12 protein-coding genes are annotated in these 16,468 nt (G+C 32.3%); 3 read left to right on the top strand and 9 right to left on the bottom strand.

The annotated features are described in order from the left end of the window. Positions 1–117 precede the first annotated feature (117 nt). The 4 genes from T473_RS0110555 to hypB form a co-directional block, all read right to left on the bottom strand. Positions 118–1,476 carry a peptide MFS transporter gene (locus tag T473_RS0110555; protein ID WP_024621881.1) on the bottom strand — a complete coding sequence of 453 codons (1,359 nt, stop codon included), beginning with the start codon at positions 1,474–1,476 and terminating at the stop codon, positions 118–120. Positions 1,477–2,584: 1,108 nt separating this feature from the next. Continuing rightward, positions 2,585–2,926, bottom strand: coding sequence for a hydrogenase maturation nickel metallochaperone HypA/HybF (locus T473_RS0110560; RefSeq protein WP_024621882.1), 342 nt, complete (start codon positions 2,924–2,926; stop codon positions 2,585–2,587). Between the two features lie 113 nt (positions 2,927–3,039). Continuing rightward, complete coding sequence (locus T473_RS0110565) at positions 3,040–5,727, bottom strand: FAD-dependent oxidoreductase (protein WP_024621883.1); 2,688 nt, start codon at positions 5,725–5,727, stop codon at positions 3,040–3,042. A gap of 28 nt (positions 5,728–5,755) precedes the next feature. Further along, complete coding sequence (hypB, locus tag T473_RS0110570; RefSeq protein ID WP_024621884.1) at positions 5,756–6,430, bottom strand: hydrogenase nickel incorporation protein HypB; 675 nt, start codon at positions 6,428–6,430, stop codon at positions 5,756–5,758. A gap of 234 nt (positions 6,431–6,664) precedes the next feature. Here hypB and T473_RS0110575 point away from each other — a divergent pair, with 234 nt between their 5' ends. From T473_RS0110575 to T473_RS0110585, 3 genes are all read left to right on the top strand, one after another. Next, complete coding sequence (locus T473_RS0110575) at positions 6,665–7,588, top strand: DUF5692 family protein (RefSeq protein ID WP_024621885.1); 924 nt, start codon at positions 6,665–6,667, stop codon at positions 7,586–7,588. 255 nt (positions 7,589–7,843) lie between these two features. Beyond that, complete coding sequence (locus tag T473_RS0110580; protein ID WP_024621886.1) at positions 7,844–8,314, top strand: cupin domain-containing protein; 471 nt, start codon at positions 7,844–7,846, stop codon at positions 8,312–8,314. A gap of 297 nt (positions 8,315–8,611) precedes the next feature. Then, positions 8,612–10,045, top strand: coding sequence for a DHA2 family efflux MFS transporter permease subunit (locus T473_RS0110585; protein ID WP_029791698.1), 1,434 nt, complete (start codon positions 8,612–8,614; stop codon positions 10,043–10,045). A 354-nt stretch (positions 10,046–10,399) separates the two neighbouring features. On the opposite strand, the gene ade is transcribed toward T473_RS0110585, so the two are convergent. From ade to T473_RS0110605, 5 genes are all read right to left on the bottom strand, one after another. Next, a complete protein-coding gene (ade, locus tag T473_RS16640; RefSeq protein ID WP_330369482.1) occupies positions 10,400–12,049 on the bottom strand; it encodes an adenine deaminase in 1,650 nt (549 codons plus the stop codon). Next, positions 12,004–12,162: a hypothetical protein gene (locus tag T473_RS19180; protein WP_242825915.1), complete on the bottom strand. Its 159-nt coding sequence runs from the start codon at positions 12,160–12,162 to the stop codon at positions 12,004–12,006. The genes ade and T473_RS19180 overlap by 46 nt, the downstream gene beginning before the upstream one ends. 65 nt (positions 12,163–12,227) lie before the next feature. Then, a complete protein-coding gene (locus T473_RS0110595) occupies positions 12,228–13,514 on the bottom strand; it encodes an NCS2 family permease (RefSeq protein WP_024621888.1) in 1,287 nt (428 codons plus the stop codon). Between the two features lie 683 nt (positions 13,515–14,197). After that, a complete protein-coding gene (locus T473_RS0110600) occupies positions 14,198–15,022 on the bottom strand; it encodes a phosphoenolpyruvate hydrolase family protein (protein ID WP_029791699.1) in 825 nt (274 codons plus the stop codon). Between the two features lie 108 nt (positions 15,023–15,130). After that, the gene (locus tag T473_RS0110605) at positions 15,131–16,351 is read right to left on the bottom strand and encodes a Tm-1-like ATP-binding domain-containing protein (RefSeq protein ID WP_024621890.1); all 1,221 of its coding nucleotides are present in this window, start codon (positions 16,349–16,351) and stop codon (positions 15,131–15,133) included. Between the last annotated feature and the right edge of the window lie 117 nt (positions 16,352–16,468).

A 16,468-nucleotide genomic window follows, 5' to 3' on the forward strand; every position in this document is an offset into this window, starting at 1 on the left:
TTAATAATATAAATAACAAAAGTTATAAATAAGCAAATATCTAACTTTTTTTTAGATTTATAACTAAAAAATAGGTCTTAAAAAATTAAGACCTATTTTGTAATTTATTTAATATATCTAGTTTTCGTCATCCACAACAAGTTTACTTAACGTCTTGTCGAATACGAATAAAAGTGCAGCTGCTATAAATAGTATTATAGGTATAATAGTGTATACTTTAATCATATCGAAGTTTAAAGTAAATTTATATACATATCCGTAACTTATTCCAGCTAAGAATGTAGCGCATGTCCAAACTCCCATAAGTACACCTAAGTATTTCTTAGGAGCGAACTTACTTACAAATGAGTTTCCAAGTGGTGAGAATAGCATTTCTCCACAACTTAGTAATATACCGAAGAATATTATCCAAACTATACTAGCTTTAGCTGTCGATGCTGCGCCAATTCCCCTAGTCATCTCAGCTCCAACAAGCATTAGGAATGCAAGTCCTAGGAATATTAATCCAAGACCAGTTTTCTTAAATAAACTCATATCGCCTTTAGGTCTTTTAGAAAGCTTTATCCATAATCCAGCAAGAACTGGACCTAAAACTATACAAACTAGCGCGTTTAGTGAGTCAAACCATGCAAGAGGTACTTCAAATCCTCCAACAAACATGTTTACAAACTCAGCTCCATAATCATAAACTGCAAGGTAAGTTAAATACCAGAATAACCAGAATATTACTGAGAAAATAGATACAAGTATAATTGCCCATATTCTTTTTTTCTCCATGCCTGTAAGAGGTGCATTAGTAGAAGAATCTTCAACCTTTTCAGCAACTATTCCCTCTTTAAATGGTCTCTTACCAGCATCTCCAAGGAATCTCCATCCAAGCATGAACCATAAACCACCTATAACGCATAGAATCGCTGCTATAAAGAAACATTGTGAAAATCCAAGTACTCCAGCTTTAGCAAATGTCTTAAGGTATAATATACCAACTGCTGTAGTTCCGATGAAAGATCCTATATTAACAAAAGAATACTGTATAGAGAATGCTGCATCTAGCTGATCTTGATCATCGAAAAGTTGACCATTTACTGCTGATACATTCCCTTTAAAGAATGCAGTACCAATTGAAACAAGAATTATCATTATATTAACCATTGAAACTGAACTAGCGATCGAACCTACATAATATCCAGCTCCCATGATAAACATACCTACAGGTACGGTGTATCTAGCACCTATCCATCTATCTGATATATATCCTCCAAATATTGGTGCAAGGTAAGTAAATGCAACAAGATTTCCTTGCATTATCGCCGCTTGTCCTTTATCTATTCCAAGACCACCGTTAACTATTGCAGTAGTTAAGAAGATATAGATTAAGAATTTTGCAGAATAGTATGCTGCTCTTTCAAATGAAAATGTTGTTGCGCAGAAATAAAATCCTATTGGGAACCTTTTCTTTACTGTTTGTGTGCTCATAAGTAAAATCCTTTCTTAAATAAATTTTTTTATATTGTTTGAACATTTAGCTATTACTTCTTTAATATAAAGAAAAGTTTAGCCAATTTGCAAATCAATCCGAGATGATCATTGAAATAATTGCATAATTCTTCTTCGAACTTAAACTTATAGTTAATTTATCCAATATAAATAAATTAATTTTAAGTTTTATTTATAGATTATACAAATTGATTTGCTATAAATTTTTGCTGACTTTTCAATCAACATAAACTTCGTCATTAAAATAATATTTAACGTCACATACATTAATCATAATTAATCTGAAAATTTCAAATTGTTATGTCGCTACTTAGCAACGTTTTCCTATTTATTTTTATATTTTTTTTTAATACTTTTAAAACGAAGTTTTAATTTCAATGGTTTTACTTGCTAGTTACATGCAAGTTTCCCATTTTTCAGAAAGTTTAAGATATAGGTCATTTTACATTTTTAAAACGTTATCATTACCTTAACTTCAACCTTCCTTTGATTTTTTAAAACTGAGTTTCAGCGTAGAATAATAATTTCATCAGATTACAGACAGCTTGAACTATTTTAGTTAGACTAAAACTGTTAATTCTGTAAATCTTGATTTAAAAGCTTTCGCTTTTTAGTGATTTTTTTAAATATTTACTTTATTTTTATCAATTTAACAAATGATCTAGTCATTGTCATTACTAGATCTATCGGCTTTTTTAAATTAATTTTTATGTAGTAAATATTTATCTTAATCACCAAAATATTTATTCTAACATTGTAAATGATACCACATTGCAAATTTTTATACAATATAAATATATAAAATGTAATGATTTTTCGACAATAAATTATTCAGTGTTCTATTTTGCTTTTTAATCTTACCTTTCTATTCATTTTTTTACTATTATTCATTAAGAAATCTAATATATTTTGTAGAATTAAAGCAATATATTTTATATTGCTTCATGTTTATGTTTACTGTTTTCGTATCGAATATACGCTATTAATCAAAATATTTTTATTATAATGTAAATAATAAATAAAAAAGGCACCAAGTTTAACTTGGCACCCATATTATTATATTTAAAGACAACACTATTTTTTTATTTTAACAAGCAATAATTTCCTTAATCATAAACTCTCTACCGCATAATAACTCCCATTCCATACTTTCACAGTTTGGGCATATCCGATTGTTTTTAAGGAGGTTAAAAACTTTACTGCAATTTTTGCATATACCATTACCTGGTAATACCTCAATTTCTAATTTTGTATCCTGAAGTATTGTACCATCAACTGCTGCCGGATAACAGAGTTCGATATATCTAGGGATCATTGATGATAACTCCCCAATTTGTAAAACTAATGTATCAATTTTATTCAATTGTTCCTCTACAACAATTTTTTCTACAGTTTTTACAACCTCGATTACAACGCCCAGTTCATGCAAATTAATCACCTACTTAGATTTTTCATATTTACTTAGTTAATCAGTTACTCATTTACTCAGTCACTTAATTACTTAGTACCTAGTTAATTATTCACTTCTTTAATTATTGATCTCTATTGACCTTTATCCATAAATAAATTTTTAACTTTCTTAACTGCAATTTTTCCTTTACGTTTAACCATATGTTTTACTACTATCGGCTTTAAATCTTCATAAGCCGCACCTTCACCATCATATTTTCTAACAAGTGAAATCGCATCAAACTTACATTTTGTAGCACATACCCCGCACCCTACGCACATAAATTCATCTACAACTGTAGCTCCACAACTAAGGCAGCGCTCTGTTTCCTTCTTCATTTGCTCTTCTGTAAATGTTTTTCGAAGATCTTTAAAAGTTTCTTTTGATTTATCTGAATCTACATGGGGCGCTTCTTGTCTTGGAAGACGATCGTATCCATCTAGATCTAAATCTGTTTTATCAAGGGCATGATATTCCCTCTTGCTACGACCGATAGTTAAACTTTGCCCAGGTTGAACGTAACGATGAATTGAAATCGCTCCCTGCTTACCTGCAGCAATAGCATCGATAGCAAACTTTGGACCTGTTAATGCGTCTCCACCTGTAAATATATCTGGCTCACTAGTTTGATAAGTAAGTAAATCAGCTTTTATGGTTTTGTTAGGATTTAATTCAATTTTGCTACCTTCAACCAAATCTCCCCAATCAATTATCTGGCCCACTGAAACCAATACATTGTCTGCATCGACAATCTTTACATCATTTTCATCATAGGTTGGATTAAATCTATTGTTTTCATCTAGTACTGAAATACATTTCTTAAATTCCACACCAACAACCTGATCGTTTTTAGTAATAATTCTTTTCGGACCCCAAGAATTATTAATTACAACGTCTTCTGAGAGCGTTTCTTCAATTTCTTCGTCAAGGGCAGGCATCTGTTCACGTTTTTCAAGACAGAACATATCAACCTTTGAAGCTCCTACTCTTGTAGCATTTCTTGCAACATCAATTGCAACATTACCACCGCCAATTACTACTACATTTCCTTCAAGCTTTATGCCTTCTCCCAGATTTATATCGCGTACAAAATCAACCCCTGGTATAACCCCTTTTGCATCTTCACCTTCAATACCTAATTTTCTACCTGCCTGAGCACCGATTGCAATATAGAATGCATCAAAACCTTGTTTCCTCAGTTCTTCTATGCCTAAATCTTTTCCAACTTCAACACCTGTCTTGAACTCAACGCCCAATTCTCTTAATATATCTATTTCTGCATTTACTACATCTTTTTCTAGTCTGAAAGACGGAATCCCCAGTGTCAACATTCCACCAAGTGATTTTTGCTTTTCAAACACTGTTACTTTATAACCGTCAATAGCTAAGTAAAAAGCACATGAAAGGCCTGCAGGTCCAGCTCCTATAACTGCAATTTTATTTTCATAATCATTTTTTATTTCAGGTACATATCGTTGTTTAATGTTTAAATCCTGATCTGCGATAAATTTCTTAATTTCATCAATAGCGATCGGATCATCAATATCGCCTCTAGTACATTCAGATTCACATTTTCTAGGGCAAATACGTCCACATACTGCGGGAAATGGATTTTCATATTTAATAAGTTGAAGCGCCTCTTTATACCTACCTTGAGATGCCAACTTTATATACCCCTGAATACCTATGTGAGCAGGACATTCTGTTTTACATGGACTTGTGCCGCTGTCAACAACATCTCGTCTGTTGTAGCGATACTCAGGATTCCATTTATCTGGACCCCACTCTGTATTATGTGGAAGATCTCTTTTCTTTTCAGGTACATGCGTTTTACCACATAATTTCTGTCCTAATCTTAAAGCATTGACTTGACAGTTTTCTACGCATTCACCGCACCCAACGCATTTGTCTTTATCTACTTGTGAAACATAATTTGATCGTACCATATCGGGATTTAAAAACATCTCAGCACTTCTTAAAGATAAACAAGAGCACCCACAACAGTTACAAATCGCATGAGTCTTTCCTGAACCATCTAGATTCGGTATTTGATGAACCAATCCGTTCTCTTCTGCTCTTTTAATGATCTCAAAAGCCTCTTCACGTGTAATTTGTCGACCTCTTCCTGTGCGTATATAGTATTCGGCCGCATGCCCCATCTGTATACACATATCTTCTTTTAAATGACCACAGCCCTCACCCATAACTTCTCTTGCAGTACGACAAGAGCAATCAGAAACTGTAAAGATATCATTATCATTTAGATATTTGGAAACTTCCTCATAAGATGCCCTTCTAGTTTCCCCTTCAATTGCTTGCTCTATAGGTATAACGCGCATCAAACCAATGCCTACAGGGAAATTACCCGCAGTATTTGGCCCCCTTACTCTACCATAAGCTTCAAATGCCTCGGCAATTTGAGGATACTTCTTAACATTTTCCTTGTTATTAACCATCATTTCCATAATTCCTGGAACCCAAGTCTCATACCAGTACTTATCAACACCATCTATTTCATTTACAAAACAAACGCCTGCAACTGCTAATTCCCATAAAAGTTCTGTCGTTTCCTTTATAGATTTACCACATAGAGGTGCTACTTCATCTACACTCATAGGTTTGCGTATCTGTAGACATAGTGCGACCTCTGCCATTTCATCTGTAACAACAGGCTCCAAAACCATATACTCTGGATCTGTCGTCTTGATTCCAGATTTTGACCCCATCTTTTTTTTACTGACCTTATTAGCAAATTCTAATACCTTTTCCTTCCTAGCCATAGATTTACTCCCCTAATCAATTATATTTTTATGAATTTACGTTCCAGTTTTTCACTTCTGTACGTATCCAATCCGCCCACTCATCAATTCCTTCACCTGTTCTAGCTGAGATTGGAATAATTTTAATATCAGGATTTAATTTCTTTACATGCTCTTTTACTGCTTCTAAATCGAATTCAAAGTGATCTATTACATCCATCTTGTTGATTAATAAGACATCAACTATAGAAAACATTAATGGATATTTTAGAGATTTATCATCTCCTTCTGGTATGCTTAAAATCATTGCATTTTTTGATGATCCAGTATCAAACTCTGCCGGACATACTAGATTTCCCACATTTTCTAAGATTGCAAAATCAACATCTTCTGTCCCTAATCCTAATAGACCTTGTTTAGTCATATCTGCATCAAGATGACACATGCCACCAGTATGCAATTGTATTACTTTTGTACCAGTTTTAGAAACGGTATTTGCATCTACATCTGAATCAATATCCGCCTCTAAAATTCCTATTCGCATTTCATCTTTTAAAGCCTCAATTGTCCTTACAACTGTTGTTGTTTTACCCGAGCCTGGCGATGACATTAAATTTAATAAAAAGGTCTTCTCTTTTTTTAATTCTTCCCTAAGCGAATCTGCTTGTCTATCGTTATCTTCAAAAACACTTTGTTTAATCTCAAGTACTTTGTATTTCTCCATATAATTATTCCTCCATTTTTAAGTTCTGATTTTCTTTTGGTTTGTCTTAATTTCATTTCATATTGAATGAAAAGCACTTAGATTGTTGATGTTCTAACACTAGGCCTCTATTAATATATTAAATTAAGACTACTCAAAATCCTCTTTTTGTTTAAACATCTCTCACTGAATCTTACGATGTATGATGTAACAATATTCGTGATTCAGACTTTAAATTTAATTGGAGGTAACACTATGTTTTTATTTGAAGCACAGCCAATATCCAATTGGCTTATGTTACTATTTGTGTTCTTTATATTAATTATATTGAACGAAATTGGCCGCCGTTATAAATGGGGCGGTGTAACACTATTCATAATCATACCAATTGTACTTACATTTTTTGTATGGCCCAAAACCACTGCTGGTACTAGTGTAGATGACTGGTTTCACTACGCAAAAGTATATTCTGCTTTAGCAGGTTGTATAGGTTTTTGGCTAATACGTCACATAAAAGGTGCTACTGATCACAAATGGGTTTTATTTTTTCCACCATTAATCCTTGCAATTAATATTCTTGAAGCTGTTGCTCGTGATTTCCAAATTGGTTCACTAGGGCTTACACAAGAAGTATTTGAAGGTATGATGGTGTACAGTGGTTCTTGGAACTACTTAAACGGTATTGCTGGAATCCTAAATATCATTACAATTACAGGTTGGATTGGTATCTGCATTAGCAAGGATAAGAGTAAGGATATGTTATGGCCAGATATGTGCTGGTTCTGGATTATCGCTTACGACCTTTGGAATTTTGCATATACTTATAACTGCTTAGGTGACCATGCTTGGTACTGTGGTTTGGCACTACTCATTGCACCTACCGTATCTGCCTTTGTACTTAAAAAAGGTGCCTGGTTACAACATCGCGCACAAACACTCGCTCTGTGGTGCATGTTCGCAATGACACTGCCTTCATTTATCGACGGGTCTCAATTTGCTGTTAAATCAACACAAAATCCAACTGCATTATTTATAGTAAGTTTAATTGCATTACTTGCTAATATCGCAGTATTTGTTTATATGATCTACAAGGTTAGAAAAACAAAACGCAATCCTTATAAATCTGAGCTTTATACTGATTTAAAATGTTATGATGAAGTAAAAGAATTGGCTAAATAATATAAAGCAAGCTTTGCAAATATTGCAAGGCTTGCTTTTACTTATGTTATATAGATTTTTCTTTAATTATTTTGTCGAATCATATATTAATAATTGGACATTAAATCAACCTATTTTTCAATAATATATTTGGAAGGAAGGCTATTTTAAATACAATATTCATTGCATTAACCGATTAAATCTTTAATCTCTACTATTACTAACAAATCATCAAATTTTTGATATAATATATTTATTATATTTTGGAGGTACAGTATGAAATCAGCACAGTATTATATAGATAAATTAAACATGACACCACATGTCGAAGGTGGATATTTCAAAGAATCGGTAGTATCAGATGATTTATTTAGAGAAGAAAAAAGGTTATTTAGCAGCATATATTTCTTACTCGAAACAGGAGAAGTTTCAAATTTTCATAGGTTAACTTCTGATGAAATGTGGTACTACCATGATGGACAGGCTCTTACTATATATATGATTACGCCAGATGGTGAACTTATAACCAAACAATTAGGGATAGATATTGAAAAAGGAGAAGTTCCTCAGGTTTTAGTTCCTAAGGGTTACATATTTGGATCATCTATGAACAATGATGGATTTGCTCTGGTTGGATGTATGGTCGCCCCTCAATTTACTTTTGATGAATTTGAGCTGTTTAATAGAAAAGAACTATTGAATTTGTATCCGAATCATGAAGAAATAATAAAGAAATTAACTAGATAAGACATATTACTATATATTTTAGATGAAATGTTTTTTCAATATATTTATCAACAAAATTTTATATTGACTCAAACATACTATTACGATATGATACAACACTATAAATTAGATACAATAAATCTAAGGTATAATAGAAAAACTTGATTAGAAAAAAGATTTGTTGTATTATAATTGATATACAATTCGTACAGATAGTAATTTTTTTTACTGATAAGAGAGGCGATTTCTACTTATGTAGAGGTGGTCTCTTTTTTGTGTTGTTTTACTTATAAAAATAATCTAAAAGGGAGTGATTTTTTGAAACAAAATTTTAAAGAAAAAAATAAAAGTAAACTATTAATTGCAATTTTTGCGACAGGAATTATGACTTTTTGTGGTGTGTTAATTGAAACAGCTATGAATGTTACCTTTCCGTCCTTGATGAAGGAATTTAATATATCTCTATCGATGGTACAGTGGGTTACAACAATTTATTTACTTATTATTTCGATTATCGTACCTATTTCTTCTTTCTTTAATCAGAAGTTTGATAAGAAAAAATTGTTTATTACTTCAAATCTTATTTTCATAGCTGGAGTAATTATCGATTGCGTATCTCCAACTTTTTTTATTCTTCTAATAGGTAGATTGTTACAAGGGTTAGCTACAGGTATTGCCCTTCCGCTTATGTTCAATATTATTTTAGAAGAAGCTCCACAAGAAAAAAGGGGGACTATGATGGGATTTGGTGTATTGACTACTGCCATAGCACCAGCCATAGGTCCGACTTTTGGAGGATGGTTAACTACTGAATTATCATGGCGTTACATTTTTATTTCACTTATACCGATACTGGTTTTATCACTGGTTTTAGGAATTTATTCGATATCATCTAAAAAAGAAAAGAATACATCAGATATTAAATTTGATTTTTTAGCGGTATTTTATATTACTTTAATTTTCGGAGGATTGCTATTCTTTTTCACAGTAGTAGGAGAAAAAGGAATCTTTTCATGGGTACCTTGGACATATTTTATTGTAGGAATTCTAGGTTTATTATTATTTATAAGTCGTATGAAAATATCTGAAACACCGTTAATTAACTTAGAGGTCTTTAAACATAAAGATTTTGATTTATTGCTAGTTAGTTTTTTAGTTTATCAATTCCTTTTACTAGGTTTATCATTTATTATTCCAAACTACCTTCAAATTGTGCAGTTAAAATCTGCTTCAATCTCTGGTATGTTTATGCTACCTGGTGCATTGATAGGAGCTATACTTGCACCTATCTCGGGAAGAATCCTTGATAAACTAGGCCCAAAGAAACCAATTCTTATTGGACTTATTCTTTCATTGATCGCTTTAGCTCTAATGGCATTATTGATTCGCTCAAATATACTAGTATTTATTATTATTTTCCATTCTCTATTTATGATAGGAGAGGGAATCGCTTATAGCAACTTAATGACTACTGCTTTAAATCAATTACCTACTTCATTGGAATCTGATGGTAATGCTATATTTAATACTCTTCAGCAATTTTCTGGTGCCGTTGCCACTTCAATTGTCGCAGCTATTATCGCTTCATTCCAGAAAAATAGTGCGTCTGGAGATTATATTCTAGGTACTCAGATTGGGGTTCAAGCTGGACTTATATTTTTACTTATATTGATAGCTATTGGTTTGTTTAGTACAATAAGATTTTTTACAAAACAACGCAGTCTTAAAACTAAGCTTGCTGAGTGTAAATAGTACGATTTCATTTTAATATAAAAGACACTAGGTGATATCCCTAGTGTCTTTTATTAAAGCTTATTCCCATTCCAAGCCAGATATAAATATTGGTGCAATAATTAATACACTATCATTGAAAATACCTGAAATTAGGTACCCGATAATTCCTGTAAATATACTTTGAGTTGTTTTCTCTTATAAAAAGACAACTCAAACATTATTCTGAAGTACTCCTATAGTTCTTATATTTTAATTAAAAAGAGAATTAGTCGATTATCAAAACAAAATTACCTATTATTGATTTGGGAACTATATTTAATATATTAGTATATTACTCTTTTACTACACCTATAATTTTCTTATTTGAAACATCTACAATCCCAAATCAGACATTTTGCCTTTAGGTATAACTGGCAGAGCTAAAGTTACTATTCTTAAAAGCGGGTTTTTCATTTCCGTAATTCCCATTTCTCTTAATGAATTTTTCATCTCATTTGCCTGTATCGATATCTCATTCGCTTCTTTTGTCGATACTAAACCTGCTACAGATAGTTGCAAATTGTTTTTAATCTTATTATCCAAAGCACAACTCAATCCACCGCCAAGTTTGATTAAATCCTCAGCGACTAGTACTGCCTCATCGGGATTGTCGTAAACAATAGTTAAATTGTGGCTATCATGAGAAATCGTACTTCCAACAGCACCTTTATTTATTCCAAACCCCTTCACTAAACCTATTGATTTTGTATCTAATTTATTATGTCTATTTAAAACTGCTACAAATTTTATATCGCTATCCTCTGCAAGTTTTACTAATCCATCTTTTACATCAAACTCTTCTTCAATTATTTCTGTTGATGAAGTATGTTGTGATAAATACTTTATTACATTTGCTTTAATTTTTCCATTATTAGTTTTGCAATTATCTACATCTACTTTTAATTTGAAATCGTCTACAGATAAATTATTTACATGTACGGAATTATTTTTTTCAATATCAAACTCATCAGTTTTTATATCTGCCAATAATTTTCCATCTTCAGCAACTAATTCTCCATTGTATATAACAGCCTCAACATTCATTTCTTCTAACTCGTCAACTAATACTAAATCAGCAACAAAGTTCGGAGCTATTCCTCCTAAATTTATTATTCCAAGTTCTCTAGCGGAATTTAGTGTTGATGATCTTATTGCATCTATTGGATTCATTCCAGCATCAATAGCTGATCTAACTACTGCATTCATATGTCCGTGCTCTAAAATTTCATCAGCCTCTCTATCATCAGTACAAAGAGTTAAATTAGATATATATCTAAAATCTTTTACTCCCTTTACTACCTCAGTAACATTTCTTGATATTGAACTTTCTCTTGCATCAACATACATCCCATTCCTAATCTTATCTCTTGCTTCTTTTCCAGTTCTACTTTCATGATCTGAAATTGCTCCACCACAAAGATATGCTGATAAATCTCTACCACTTAAAAATGGCGCATGTCCTTGTACGAATAATCCCCTTTTTTCTGCTGCCTCTAATATTTCTACCATCCTAGTGTCATTATTTAGGACACCAATATAATCCATTACTTCACCAAGTCCAATTACTCTGTCTAACTTAAATAATCTTTCTATATCAGTATAATCAAAATTAGCTCCCGAGTTTTCTAATCCTAATACAGCTGGAACACATGAAGGGGCTAGAATATACTGTTTCATTGGCAATCCTTCACTGGAATTGTGCATATACTCTACGCCCTTTATTCCATAAACATTTGCAATTTCATGAGGATCAGTTACTACTGTAGTTGTTCCATGAGGTATTACTGCCTTTGCAAAATTTCTTGGAGTCATTAACGTACTCTCTATGTGTATATGCGCATCTATCAATCCTGGTATAATATATTTTTCCCTAGCATCATAGTAACTTTTCCCTACAATTCTAGGCTCACTAATTTCTAATTCGTCTGGATTGCATCTTATATGGCTATAAACCCACCGAAAATTCCTATGTCTCCATTGTATATTTCACCTGAAAAGACGTTAACTATTTTACAATTTTCAATTACTAAATCACATTTTCGTTTTCCTATAGCCGCTTCAATCAAACCTATTTTGTCCTTAGGTATTATCTTCATAAATTCCTCCTTAGCTTACAAAATTAGCTCCTACCGATACATCATTGGTAAGAGCTAAAGATTTATTATAAAATAAAGTACATTACTAATGGAACGGATAATATATATATCCCCCAATTTAATTCTTTGTATTTACCGCCTAATAATTTAGTAACTACATATGATAAAATTCCGATACTTATACCATTAGATATACTAAAAGTAAAAGCTGTAAATACTATTGTAGCAAAAGCTGGAAAGGCTTCTGTAAAATCATTAAAATCTATTTCTTTCATCCCTGATATCATCAATAACCCAATAATAATTAATGCAGGTGCTGTTGCCTGATTAGGAATCATTCCTGCAATTGGTGTAATGAAAATAGTTAATGCAAAACAAATTCCTGCTGCTACTGCAGTAAGTCCAGTTCTACCACCTTCTTCAACTCCTGCCGCCGACTCAATATACGTAGTTACAACTGTCGATCCAAATATTGCTCCAACCACTGTTGCAATCGCATCTACTAAAAATGGTTTATTTATATTAGGTAAGTTTCCATCTTCATCTAATAAATTAGCTTTTGCAGATACGCCTAGTAATGTTCCTAAAGTGGAGAAAAAATCACCTACAAAGAATGTAAACATCAACGGGAAGAAACTCCATTTCAACGCACCGATTATATCCAGTTTAAAGGCTATTGGAGCGATTGATGGTGGTAATGTTATTAAACTATCCGGTACTTGAGTAATTCCCATAGGAATTCCAATTAATGTAGTTATAATTATAGCAATAAGTATTCCACCTTTGATATTTCTAGCTGATAATCCGACAATAACTAATAACCCTATTATTGTAAGAATTACTCCTGCTGATTTCACATCTCCTAATGCAATATTTCCTTCTGTTATGCTCATTAAACCGCCATTTTTAAATCCAAGTAATACTATATAAAAACCTACCGCAACCCCAATTGCAAGTTTAATATTTTTCGGTATAAGATTTACTATTACTTCCCTTAGTCCAAATATCGTTAATAAAACAAAAGCAACCCCTGATATAAATACCATACCAAGTCCAGTTTCCCAATTAACTATTCCTCCTGCAACTAATGTATATGCGAAAAAGGCATTGCTCCCCATAGCTGGTGCTAAGGCAAAAGGTAAATTTGTATACAATCCCATCAATATACTAAACACTGCTGATAAAATTGCTGTTACTACTGTTACCGCTCCTACATCCATTCCTGCTGCACCCATAAACATAGGTTGTACGACTAAAATATACGCCATCGTCATAAATGTAGTCAATCCTGCTGTTATTTCTGTCTTAACATTGGTGTTATGTTCTTTAAGTTTAAATAAGTTTTCTAGCATTAAATACTCCTTTTCTCAAACATTATATTGTTTATCGACTTTTTATTCCATATAATTACGAACTATATTTAATATATTAATATTATAATTCGTTTTAGTCAACATTTTTACGACATTTTTGTTAATTTAATGTTAAATACGGTTGTAAAGCATCTTGTAACAAAATGTCAGTATAAAGTTATATTTATGCTATATAGTGTAATCAAATTATGATTATATATTAAGATAAAAAAATTTTATTTTAATTTTCCCCACAAAAATATCTTATGTCAAGTTCAATATACCTTAGGCAAAGCTACAAATCGGTGTCATCTGAACCACAGTGCAACGATACCTCGACTTCATCTTGTGATATAAACTCAAGTTGAAATGTATCTTGAAACAATTTAATTCTATCTCCTAAAATAGTCGGAATAACAGAAATATTATATTCATCAATTGCATTTGATTAAAGAAGTGATTGAATTAAACCAGCTCCACATTTTTTTCTATTATTACTCCTTCAACAGTACAGAATATATTTTTGATATACTATTTAAAAAATCATATATATGTATGTACATAAAAACGACCTCCTATAGTTAATTATTATTTTCCATAGGAAGCCGTTTAATCATTATTTTCTATACTTTTATTAAATCATTGGGTACAACTCACAAAAATTATCACACAATTTAATCTTCTTATTTTCTAACATTCTTAAATGCTTCTGCCTGATTCTTTATACCAACTTCAGTAGCAAATCTCTCTATACTAGATGCACCAAAGAAACCATCTACACCAGTAGTTCTAGCCATTACGTACTCCACATCACTTGGATCAGCTATCGGTCCACCGTGACAAATTACCATAATATCTGGATTTACTGATTTTCCTGCATCTGCTATTGCTTGAACCTTAGCTACACTTTCATCTAATGTAAGAGCTGTTTTAGCACCTATAGTCCCTTTAGTCGTTAAGCCCATATGTGCAACTAAAACATCTGCTCCTGCCTTTGCCATTTTTATCGCTTGTTCTTCGTCAAATACATACGGTGTAGTTAACATATCAAGCTCATGAGCTAGTCTTATCATTTCTACCTCTAAATCATAACCCATTCCTGTTTCTTCTAGATTAGCTCTAAACACACCATCTATCAATCCAACTGTTGGGAAGTTTTGAACTCCTGTAAAACCTTGTTCTTTAAGTTGCTTTAAGTAAACTTCCATTACTCTAAATGGATCTGTTCCACATACACCTGCAAGTACAGGAGTATTCTTTACAACTGGTAAAACTTCTCTCCCCATATCCACAACTATTTGATTAGCATCTCCGTATGGTAAAAGACCTGCTAGTGAACCTCTACCGGCCATTCTGTATCTACCTGAATTGTATATAATTATTAGATCTACTCCACCAGCTTCTGCACTTTTAGCAGATATTCCAGTTCCTGCTCCTGCTCCAAGCAATAAATTTCCCTTTGCTACTTCTTCTCTTAGAGTATTTAAAACTTCTTCTCTTGTTAACATAATGTTTCCCTCCATAACTTAATCTATCTTAATTTGATTTATCCTAAATTAATTTATCTTAGCTCGATATTTCTTAACTCGATCTATCTTATCTTAGTCTACCTTAACTTATTTTGTCTTTGATTCATTAATTAATTCTATCAATTTTTTAGCCGCTGACAATGCAAACTCTTCATCGTTAATATTGTTATTCATTTCTATTATATCTACTTTATCTGAATCGATATTAGATTTTAATGTATTAAATAACATCTCATCTTCTTCTTTACCATAAAAAGCTTGACCCTCTTGATCTATCATTGACACTCCCTTTAATGGTAGCATCAAAGTAGTTAAAGACTTTGACATATTTAATTTATCAGCTATAATTTCTCCTAGCTGTTTGTTTTCTTCAATTGTTGTTCTCATTAAAGTTGTGCTTGGGTTGTGTTTATATAAATTTCTTTCCTTGAATTTTACTGGTATAGTGTCTATTGCTCCAAAGTTGACCATGTCCATAGCACCTACTGAAACAACTTGAGGTACGTTGTATTTTGCTGCAGCTTCTAGTCTATTTGGACCTGCGTTTAAAATTCCACCTACTAATTCGTCACACCATTCTGTCGTTGTAAGGTCTAATACACCCTCAAAAAATCCTGATCCTATAAGACTTTCCATAGTTTTTCCACCAGTACCTGTTGCGTGGAATACTAAAACCTCATATCCATGCTTTTCTAAATACTCTCTTGCAATATCAACACAAGGAGTTGTAACACCAAACATAGTCGCTGCAATTAAAGGCTTTTCTATTTTTTCTTGTTCAACTTCAAATTTAACCATACCACAAATAGCAGATGCCGCATTTGTAAATATCTTTGTAGATATTGAATTCAGCCCTGCCACGTCAACAATTGATGGGTACATTATTATGTCGCTAGTTCCAACATATTCAGAAACATCTCCCGATGCAACTGTTGAAACTATAATTTTAGGTACACCTATTGGCAATGCTCTCATCGCTGGAGCTATTAGAGATGTTCCTCCACTACCTCCTAAAGAGATTATTCCATCAAATTTTCCTTGGGCATAAAGTTTTGTTATAATTTTTTTCATACCTTTACATAAAACTTCTGTGGCTAGTCCCCTATCTTTTTTGGCTGCAATCTCTTTAATATCATGTCCTACTTCTTTAGCCACTTCTTCATTTGATATATCTGGTTTAAACTCTGTCTCAAATACACCGCAATTTACTGTAAGTGTTTTTAAGCCTAAACTCTCTATCGTCTCTTTAATAAATAAATACTCTTTTCCTTTTGAATCAAAAGTCCCTGCTATAGCTATTGTTTTCACTGTCGCTCCTCCTTTAATAATACAATTTAGTTTAGTTTATTTCCGCCGATGTTAACTTAATATTACTATATATCGGGTTTTAAAGTATATGTATATATGTATCATTTACTTTTATAT

This window comes from Clostridioides mangenotii TR, assembly GCF_000498755.1.
Lineage (GTDB): Bacteria > Bacillota > Clostridia > Peptostreptococcales > Peptostreptococcaceae > Metaclostridioides > Metaclostridioides mangenotii_A.